7 protein-coding genes are annotated in these 9,520 nt (G+C 68.3%); 5 read left to right on the forward strand and 2 right to left on the reverse strand.

Translation table 11 applies throughout. The features are described from left to right. Positions 1 to 679: 679 nt before the first annotated feature. Complete coding sequence (locus ACRWND_RS29560; RefSeq protein WP_431954837.1) at positions 680 to 1,246, forward strand: hypothetical protein; 567 nt, start codon at positions 680 to 682, stop codon at positions 1,244 to 1,246. On the opposite strand, the gene ACRWND_RS29565 is transcribed toward ACRWND_RS29560, so the two are convergent. Beyond that, complete coding sequence (locus ACRWND_RS29565) at positions 1,164 to 1,994, reverse strand: IS5 family transposase (RefSeq protein WP_431954839.1); 831 nt, start codon at positions 1,992 to 1,994, stop codon at positions 1,164 to 1,166. The genes ACRWND_RS29560 and ACRWND_RS29565 overlap by 83 nt on opposite strands. Positions 1,995 to 2,557: 563 nt before the next feature. Here ACRWND_RS29565 and ACRWND_RS29570 point away from each other — a divergent pair. Then, entirely contained in the window at positions 2,558 to 4,462 is a 1,905-nt protein-coding gene (locus tag ACRWND_RS29570; protein ID WP_431954841.1) for a tyrosine-type recombinase/integrase, read from the forward strand. Next, complete coding sequence (locus tag ACRWND_RS29575) at positions 4,380 to 4,994, forward strand: hypothetical protein (protein WP_431954843.1); 615 nt, start codon at positions 4,380 to 4,382, stop codon at positions 4,992 to 4,994. The genes ACRWND_RS29570 and ACRWND_RS29575 overlap by 83 nt, the downstream gene beginning before the upstream one ends. 96 nt (positions 4,995 to 5,090) lie before the next feature. On the opposite strand, the gene ACRWND_RS29580 is transcribed toward ACRWND_RS29575, so the two are convergent. Next, positions 5,091 to 7,643, reverse strand: a complete 2,553-nt coding sequence (locus ACRWND_RS29580; protein WP_431954845.1) for a Helicase associated domain protein — start codon at positions 7,641 to 7,643, stop codon at positions 5,091 to 5,093. A 308-nt stretch (positions 7,644 to 7,951) separates the two neighbouring features. On the opposite strand from ACRWND_RS29580, the gene ACRWND_RS29585 reads away from it, so the two are divergent. Both ACRWND_RS29585 and ACRWND_RS29590 read left to right on the forward strand, forming a co-directional pair. Then, on the forward strand, positions 7,952 to 8,272 hold the full coding sequence (locus tag ACRWND_RS29585) for a hypothetical protein (RefSeq protein ID WP_431954847.1): 321 nt from the start codon (positions 7,952 to 7,954) through the stop codon (positions 8,270 to 8,272). 289 nt (positions 8,273 to 8,561) lie between these two features. Beyond that, complete coding sequence (locus tag ACRWND_RS29590) at positions 8,562 to 9,203, forward strand: SMI1/KNR4 family protein (protein WP_431954849.1); 642 nt, start codon at positions 8,562 to 8,564, stop codon at positions 9,201 to 9,203. Positions 9,204 to 9,520: the final 317 nt, after the last annotated feature.

The following is a 9,520-nucleotide window of genomic DNA, read 5'->3' on the forward strand; positions in this document are numbered from 1 at the left end:
GCTGAACCGGGTCCCCTGGCGGCGCGGCCACCGGGCGCGGTGCTCACCCTCGACGGGGACCGGGGGACGCCGTCGAATGCCGTTTGACCGGCCGAAAGTTGCCCGTGTGCTCCGGCCGTCGGCCCTCTGGTAGACGCCCGGGGCGCTCCTACGGCGCGGGCCGGTCCGGCGGAAGGCGGGTGTGGGACTGTTGTGGGGGCCATGGGCGCGTCGTGGGGCTGGCTCCTGCTACACAGGGCCGCACTGCGGCAGCCAGCAGTGTATGGCGGGGACGTCGTTCTCTATGACGAGCCGGGTGAAGTCCCGGGCGGCGACGTCTTCATCCGGTAGTCCGAGTTCGACGCGCAGAAACGGTCAGCGTTTCCATGTTCGCCGACTGCCGAGGATCGAGTGCCTCGGCGATCTGGATAGCCATGGTCTCCTCCCGTCTGACGGAGACCCAGGTGACGGACTGTCCCCAGCAGATCCAGATCGGGTCCTGCAGCATGCGCACGACGCCTTCCGGCTGCTACGCCCATTCCACGCCCAGCTCGCGCAGGGCGGCCCGCTGCTCCACGGTGAGTGCGTTGTGGCAAAGGGAGTCCCTGTTCGATGAACAGGGACTTCTTGTGTGTGGGGCATGATCGCGACGGGGTAGGGGCAGGCAGCGGACGGCTTGTTGTGGATCGAGGAGGGTGCGATGCCGTCGGTGCTGGGGTTGATGGAACGGCGTGAGGCGCGGGCGAGGCAGGATCTGGAGTCCTGGACGGAGGTTCTGGAGCAGGCTCAGGCGGAGGTGGATGCCGCGCGGGAGCGGCTCGAGCGGGCCCGGGTGGGGCGTGAGGAGCTCGTGTCGGTGCTGGCCGAGGAGAGCCCGGTGAATACGCCGGTTTCCGTGCCGTCTGGTGGTGAGGCGGCTGCCGGCGTGGGATCGAGCGGCTTGGGCGCGGGGCATGGCGAGAGGCCGCCGGTGTGGCGGTCGGGCATGGGCGAGGAGGTGCTCAGCGGCCTCTATCGGGAGGTGTTCGTCGCTGCGGTGGCTGCTTCGGGGCCGGTGAACGGGGTGGAGCTGACGCGGGCGGTGGGCCGGGAAGCGGAGGTCAAGAACGAGGTGGAGAAGTTCCGTCACCGTGCCTACGTGCTGGAGAAGCGGGGGTGGCTGGTGCGGGCGAGAGACGGACGGTTCATGCCCGCGCCCGGAGCAGTCGCCCGGGGCGTTTCTCCGGCCAGCGCGGAGCGTCTGCGGCCAGGCGCCGGGACAGCCTGATCACGGCGGCCCACCACACCATCTGGGCGTGGTGGTCGGGGCGGCGTTCGTGGTCGCGGTTGAGGCGGCGTGAGCGCGAGAGCCAGCTCAGCGTGCGCTCCACCACCCACCTGCGGGCCAGAACGACGAAGCCGCGCTGCCCGTCGGATCGGCGCACGACCTCGATCCGGACTCCGTGGCGGGCGAACGCCTTCGCCAGCGCCGGACCCTGGTAGGCACTGTCGACCCACACCAGCTTCAACAGCCGGCCCGGCTGGTCCATGAACGTCTCCAGCAGCGTGGGGGCGGCCTTGGAGTCGTGCACATCGGCCGTGGTCACGGTGACCTCCAGGAGCAGGCCCTCGGAATCGGTCAGGATGTGGCGCTTGCGCCCGTCACGTGACTTGCCGCCGTCGTATCCGCGGCTGTCCTCGCCGACGGTCTCGGAGGCGTCCACCGACTGACTGTCGATGATTCCCGCACTGGGCTCGGCGTTTCGGCCTGCGCGTGCCCTCGCCGAACATCGCAAGCGTTCGTACAGCTCACGCACGTAGTCGCAGGCCCGCCAGCGGCGGAAGAAGTCGTAGACCGCCCGCCAGTACGGGAAGTCGACCGGCAGAGCCGTCCACTTCACACCGTTGTCGACCAGATAACGCACAGCGTCGAGCATCTCGCGGTGGCAGTACGCCTCCGGACGCCCGCCCCGCTTCAGGAGCCAGGCCGGCACCGGCATCGCCGAGCGGACCTCGGCCCACTCCGCATCCGTCATGTCACTGGGATAGCAGCCTGCCCGCAGCCCTGGATCGATCGAACCGAACCGGTGCACGTAGCAGTCACACCCAGGGGTGACCGCAGTGGACGCAGCCACAGTGGTACTGCTCAACTGATCAGACAACGGGCTTCCTTGGTCGTGCTGGTGTCGTAACCGCGTCACTACCAAGGGGCCCGTTCTCTCATGCCCACGGCCGCACCCGAACCTCAGTCCAGACGATCACCTGCTGCCGCTCGAACAAGATCCGGTTTGCCACAACGCACTGAGCTTGTCCCGCCGCTGCTTGGTGTTGGTGATCCATACGCCCAGCCTTACGGTCATTGGCTCTTCCTGGCCGTCGACCGCGATCGGTTCACCGTGTCCGCGGGGTACGGGCCGCCCCGCTCCTTCGCGCTCGATCCATTGCGCGAGGGCCGTCAGGCCGCGCTGGAACGCCTGCTGCGCCTTGCTCGATTCGTGCGCTGTGCCCTTCGGCGCCGCGCCCTCGCTCGTCGGGGCGGGCCGGATCCCGGCAGGCCGATCCGTGGCTGCGAATCTTCGAGCCGGCACAGGTACGCCGGATGGTGCGGGACCTGTCCGACACCGCCACGCTGGTCAGCGACGCATCTGACGAGCAGATGTGCCCGCGCTCCACCGTCCCGGTCCGGCGGATGCTCAGCCGGGTGCGCACAGCGGTCCGGGCAGGCTTCTCGCAGTACGCCGGCACCGGGCCCGCAGAGGAAGACCTGCTGGACCTGCGGGCCCTGGGGCAACGGTCCCGCACCCCGGCGGGCATTCGCCATTCCAAGACCGTCGACCTGCGCACCGTCGGACAACCGTGGCTGCGCAACCTGCTGCGGACCTGGACGATCCAGCAGCGCCCGAACGCAGACGATTTCGCCCGGACCCTATGGGGAGTCCAGCTGGCTTCCCAGGCAATGGCGTCCCGACCGGGCACCGACGACCCCGCGAAACTGCGCTACGACCACGTCACCGCGGTGGTCGAGGCCTTCCGCGCCGCACTCAAGCAGAACGGGGAGCCGGCCGGGTGGAGCTACCGGGTGTCCATCGCCAGCCACTTCTTCGCCCTGATCGACTACGGCCGCCGCTCCGGGGCCGTGAACGACCTCTCCGCCGCCTTCGTCCGCGACCCCGCCGCCCACCGCATCGCCCAGGAAGAAGCAAGCGAAGACGAGATCGGCAAGGCCATCCCCGAACCGGTGATCCGCCAGCTCGACGCACACCTGCACCTGCTAGGACAAGGCCGGGCCCGCGGCCAGCGCACTCTCGCTCCTGACGACCTGCAGCTGATGTACCAGACCTTGTACGTCCTGCTCAGGGACACCGGCAGGCGCCCCAACGAGATCGTGTCCCTGCCGCGGAAGTGCCTGGAAACCCGCCAGGACCAGACCTCCCTGATCTGGGACAACCACAAGGCCCGCCGCCACCGTAGACGCCTGCCCATTACCGCCTCCACCGCTCAGGCCACCCGCACCTGGCGCGAACGCCGCGACCAACTCCAGGCCACCCTGCCTCCCGCTGGCGTCGACTACCTCTTCCCGGCCCTGACACCCCTGGCAACCCGCAGGCACCTGCACACCAGCTACCTCAGCGAGACCCTGCGCCACTGGGTGGACTCCCTGCCGGTGCTGCACGCAGAAGGCAGCGACTCCGGCGGAGAGACGCTGCCCTTCGACCGCTCACTCATCTACGCCTACGCCTTCCGCCACTCCTACGCGCAGCGGCACGCCGACGCCGGAACGCCCCTTGACGTGCTGTCCGAACTCATGGACCACAAATCGGTCCGGACCACCCAGCGCTACTACACCGTCTCCATGCAGCGGAAACACGAAGCCGTCGCCAAACTCAGCGCCCACCGACGCCCGCCCGGAACAGCCTGCAGGGCTACCTCTTGTGTCCTCGCGCTGGCGGAACGGCATGTCGCCCTCGTGCCGCGGATCCGGCGCACGGCACAAACCGGCACCGAACTCCGCCTGTCGCAGATATCGCGCCCCGGTTCGCCGGCGAATTGCGCTCCTCCCTCACGAAGGGACGGCGACGCCGCGTCAGCACCACCTCCTCCCCAACCCTCCACCCCTCCGTCAGACCAGAGATCCCGGCAGACGCCCGCGACGTCCTGTTGTCGGTGCTGCATGGAAGACTTCTCCAATGACATTGAGGTCTCCCAGTTTTCTCGATCTAGAGACGCTGCTATCTCAGGCGGAGTACCACGACATCAAGGTCCCTGTGGCGCAGGACATCGTGGAGACGACAGTGAGCAAGCGCTCCGGCGGCGGCAAGGCCGGCCTCGGCGCGCTAGCCCTGAGTGGATCCGCAGGAAGCGACTTCCAGTTCCAGTCGACGTACAGCCTCGCTCCTCGGGAGAAGGCGACGGTCTCCAAGGTGATCGACGGTCTGATCCGCGAGAAGGCGGTCCACGTCAATCCTGTCGGCGACTCAGCGCTTCTCAAAGACGCTCTCATTGAGATCGAGGGCAGCACGCGGATTACAGCGGCGAGCGTGATGAGCAAGGTGTTCTTTGTCTTCCGACGGCTCATGCTGGCCCGTGACATCAACGAGCTCAGCGAGCTTGCCAACCTGGATGTCGAGGATCCGGACGTAGCCGAGGCGATCCAGCGGGTCTACTTGCAGAACGAACTGCTCCCTCTGCCCATGCTCCTTGAGGTCACCGGAAGCTCGCTGCCCCACAAGGTGTACGTCAACGTACGCCCCGACTTCTTCATCGACGAAGCGTCGGCGGATCGGCTAGAGGGGGATCTGCGCGTCCTGGGTAGCGTGTACCGACTGATCCCGGAAGGCGAGTTCAGGGTCACCGACGAATGGCTCCTGCATGGGTGGGAGTTCATGATGCGACGCATCATGATGGCGCAGATTCAAGATGACCTCCAGGAGGTCACCCGACAGCTCAGCAGGCTGGGCCTGGATGTCCCCGACGACGATGTCCACGCGTACATCTCCGGTCCCGCCATAGTCATCGACGCTATCGCGTTGTACTGAACACTCTGTTTGCCTAGCCAACTTCGTTGAGACCGCCGCGGTACGTCGCTGGAACATGACCGGCGGCAGCTTCCAGGCTGACGAACCCGCACCCTGTTACCAGCGCATGCCGAGTGCGTCGAGTTCGGCCCGCCGTCCCTCGGTTAACTTCGCGGCGCGGCGGCGGGCGTTGGCCACGAACTGCCCCAGCTTGACCTCGGTTACGACCCCGTCGGGATCGGCCAGCCGCTCAATGTGCTTTCTGGCCGGCTGGAGGCTTCCCTCGCGGGCGTGGAACTGGCGGGCGGCCCGAAGGTTCACCGCCCATTTGTCGGCCTGTGTACGAGGCGCCTGCGGCCTCTCGGAGGGGTCCGCGGGGCTGAGGTGGAGCATGTTCTCCAGCATCCAGGCCTGCGCAGGCAGCAGGGCGTCCCATCGCAGACGCTGCGCCTGGACCCACGCCCCGAGATCCTCGCCCTGCACGCTCACCTGACCCGGCACGACAGGGAGCGGCTGGCCGGCCTCGATCAGCTTCCGGCACAGCCGGTAGGAGCGCTGCCACACCACGGGCCAGGACGGGCACCAGGACGGATCGATCGCCTCCAGCGCGTCGCGGCGTTCCTCGGACAGGGCGCCGGCGGTGGAGCCGACGGGCAGCCCTGCCTCGCGCCGCTGCGCGATGGTCTCTGCGAGCCTGCCGGCGGTGCGCTGGTTCTTCGTCCAGACGCCGACGGGGTAGCCGTTCCAGACGGCGGTGGCGGGTGGGAGGAGGTGCCCGTGTACGGCTGCCCACTGCCTCGCGGCGGACAGTCCTTCCTGCCAGGCGACGTCCCAGTGGGACCACACCATGCCCAGATCATCCAGTTCAGCAGCCCTCACGGGCTTTATTTCGCCTGCGTTGAATACCCTTCGCTGTTCCGCGATCCATGTTCCCAGGGGGAAAGCGGCGGGGTCCCAGTCGTCTGGTGTCGTGAACGCGTACGGCACGCGCAGATCGCCGTTTTCTTTCACGTATCGGGTGGCAGCCTGGATTCCAGCACGCCAGTATGCGTTTTCCGGCCGGAGGACACGCAGGCTCATGAACCGGGCCAGAATGGCCGGGTCACGCGGCGTCGAAAACGACAACAGACCCCGCGCCGGAGCTGAAAGAGCGCCCTCCCCGCCTGGGCCGCTTTCCCCGCCCAAGCCGCTGGTTGCGGCGGTCTCGGCGGCCGATGGTTTGGCGGTGCGGCTGTGGGCTTGCTGCTCTGCGAGTTGTTCGATGGTCTCGGTGTCGTGTGAGCGCAGTGCGGCCATGACCTTGGCCAGGCCGTTGTAGCCCTTGGAGGTGAGCATCGCGTCGGGGTCCTCACCGGGGGCCAGGAACACCGGCACCACCAAGGACGCGACCTTGCCCTCCCCGGGACGCATGCGCAGCGCCCGGCCGACGATCTGCAGGATGTCGACGGCCGATCCCCGCACATCCCCGAAGAACACGCTGTCGCAGCCCGGCGTGTCCACGCCCTCCCCCAGGATCCGAACGGAGCTCAGCAGCCGTAGCCGCATCGGCACCAGGCCGCCGTCGTCGCCTTGGCCGACCGGGTCGGCGAACGTTGCCAGCGTCGCCCGCCGACGGGCAGGGGAGTGTTCTCCGCACAACCACGAGGCCCACACCCGATCCGGCTCCGCATACGTGACGGGGTCGTGCTCCCACAGCCGACGGGCAACGGCCGGCACCCCAGCCGCCATGGCTTCGGCCTCACTGGTCCGGTAGTGGAAGGTCAGCATGCGGCGCAGGCCCCGCACCGCTGCGGTCTTCACCGCGGCCGTCTGCAAGGCCGCCAGCCGGGACCCGCGCACGCTGTCAGACCGGGACTCCATCCCCAGCAGCGCTGCCGCCTGCAGCTCCGGGTCGGTGACGTCGACACACACGACCTGATAGGCCGCGACCAGCCCCCGGTCCCGGGCCTGGGAGAGCGTCAACCGGTACGCCACGGCCCCGAACACGCCGTCCGGGTCGTCTTCCATGCTGGCCACCAGCACCGGCCCCGCCCCACCCCCACCCCCACCCCCGCGCCCGCCCCCGCCATCGGTGTCTGGCGCTTCCCACACTCGCGGCGTGGCCGTCATGTACAACCGCCGGTCGGCCGGGATCCGCGTGTTGTCGTGGACCGCCGCCCACGGCTTCCCAGCCCTGCCACTGGTCCGGTGCGCCTCGTCCACGATGATCAGCGACCAGGGCGAAAGGCCCGCCGCATGGGCCCGTTGGAGGGTGCCCATGCCGACCGAGGCGTACGTGGCGAACACGGTGACGGTCTCCAGCCCTCGTGTCCACGCGATCAGCTCGTCCACGTCCGTGGTGCATGCGAACGGCGCCTCATCTGCCCGCAGGGAGCAGATCCCGTAGAACGGCCCGCTGCGGCCGCCGGTACGCCACGCGGCCGCCATCTGCGTCAGCAGATCCAGGGTCGGCACCAGCACCAGGACCCGGCCCGCCCGCAGCTTCCGCGCGGTGAGCACGCCGATGAACGTCTTGCCGGAACCGGTTGCCGCGATGACCTGCGTCCGCAGACCCTGCGCAGGCATGTCCTGCCCCGGAGCCAATTCAAGGGCCCGCATGGCCGCATCAGACGCTTCAATCTGATGCGGCAGCGGGTCCATTTCCGTCATCACGGAATACATCTCCACCATAGTCACCATGGGCCTGGTCAGCACCCCAGCCCGGGACGGTGCCAGCTGTGCTCCGGGGGTGCTGTGTGACTCCAAAGCCTAGCGGGCCCACAACTTTGACGCACATATCTCGTGCCGAGCAGAAGAACAGAAACGACCGCACCACGCCAGCCCCACAGACCAGAAGCGATCGACTGCACAGTGCGCAGGGCTGTGCAAGCCGCGCCCCATCTCCCCCCACCGGGGAACCCGAGAATCAAAACCCCCATCCGGGGCACCCCAAGAGACAGCACAGCACCCGGCCCGGACACCGACCCCCTGGAGACCCCGTGACCACCTACGTCATCACCGTGCCCGGCACCTTCACGCGCGGCATCCGTGACACCCAGCGCTCCGAACTCGAACACCAGCTACGGCCACAGGACCCGAAGAACACCGACCTTGGCGAAAGCGAGGAACTGAGCCTCCTCACACTCCAAGACGACGGCAACGCATTCTCCGTACGCCTCGAAGTCGAGGCCTCGGGCCACACCGAAGCCGAAACGGAAGCCGTACGCCTGGTCACCACCGCCCTGCTCGACAGCGGTTTCACCGAGCAGGACGCGCCCCTGGGGCCGGCAGCGGTTACGGGTATCGACCGCGAGTTCTGAACCGGTCAGGCAAGCATCCCCCCGTACCCGCACCCGCTCCGTCGAGCTGGCCACGATCCGAAGGGCCGGCCGAACGCGGTAAGGCTTCGGCCCCCGAGCCGCCAGCCGGCCGGAGCAGACCGGGGCCGCGGGAAATCCCTGGTGGTGTGACGCGAGGGCACCATAGCGTGTCGCTATGAGCGAGGAGACCTGGGCAGGGGTACGAGACCGGATACAGCGACTTGGCAAGCTCTCAGGCAGCGAGTCGGTCTTCGGTGCCCGTGGGCATGGCTTTCGGCTTGGCCCGGTCATGGAGGAGGAACAGCTCCGGTCGCTGGAGACGGCCCTCGGCGTCGACCTCCCCGCGCAATACCGCAGCTTCCTGCTCCAGGTCGGAGCCGGAGGCGCCGGCCCCGACTACGGTCTGCTGACGCCGGTCCTGGGCGACAGTGGATGGCAGTGGCGCGGCGTCGGACTCGCCTACCCCGGGAAGCCAACCACAGCCGAGCTCGCCGGACGCCCATTCGTGGCGCCCGCCCTGCAAAAGGAACTCGACGGCCTGGTGGCACAAGAACCCACAGCGGAGGCGTACGCGACCGACGACGCCTTCCAGCGAGCGTTCACTGCATGGGATGCCCGCTACGAGGAGCTCTACGACGCACAAGAAGCAGGCGTCGTCTTCCTGAGCGAACAAGGCTGTGGCTACTCCTCGCTGCTCGTCATGACAGGCCAGCACAGGGGCGCCGTCTGGGAGGACGTACGGCCGGCGGACGGCGGGATCGCACCGACCGGACACGATTTCGAGCACTGGTACAAGCGGTGGCTCGAGCGCACCGAGCAGCAACTCGATGGCACATCACCCGGGCCACGGTGGCGGCCTGCACGGTGGCTGGGACCGGTCCGGCGATGGCTACAGGAGCGGCTGGTTCGACCGGTGTCGGCCCCACGGTAACGACCGTGGCGACCGGGGGGCTTCTCCCGCATCCCAGGCCCGTACGGTCTGGTGTGGTCTTCACCCGTGGGAGTCGACGCATCGGACGAGATCAATCCGGTGGGCCCTGATGGTGACCCAGCCCGAACAGCCCCCACCCTGTAGCTGGCGGGCCCGCGTCAGCGGGCCTCAAGGCCGGAGGCGAAGCCGAAGGCCAGTCAGGGGAGCGCAGCGAGCCTGACTTTGAGGGCACGTCAGGGCCCGAACGGGCTGGAGCGAAGCGGAAGCCCGCATGACCGCGAAGCGGTCCGTACCGCTGAGCGCAGCGAGGCGGCTGC

Origin of the sequence: Actinacidiphila sp. bgisy167, from assembly GCF_965342175.1 — a bacterium.
Lineage (GTDB): Bacteria > Actinomycetota > Actinomycetes > Streptomycetales > Streptomycetaceae > Actinacidiphila.

What these genes read in the sequence shown, in the direction of transcription:
- ACRWND_RS29560 (WP_431954837.1), top strand. Translation starts at nt 680, where the DNA reads ATGCCGTCGGTGCTGGGGTTGATGGAACGGCGTGAGGCGCGGGCGAGG.
- ACRWND_RS29565 (WP_431954839.1), bottom strand. Translation starts at nt 1,994, where the DNA reads ATGACGGATGCGGAGTGGGCCGAGGTCCGCTCGGCGATGCCGGTGCCG.
- ACRWND_RS29570 (WP_431954841.1), top strand. Translation starts at nt 2,558, where the DNA reads ATGGTGCGGGACCTGTCCGACACCGCCACGCTGGTCAGCGACGCATCT.
- ACRWND_RS29580 (WP_431954845.1), bottom strand. Translation starts at nt 7,643, where the DNA reads ATGGTGGAGATGTATTCCGTGATGACGGAAATGGACCCGCTGCCGCAT.
- ACRWND_RS29590 (WP_431954849.1), top strand. Translation starts at nt 8,562, where the DNA reads ATGGAGGAGGAACAGCTCCGGTCGCTGGAGACGGCCCTCGGCGTCGAC.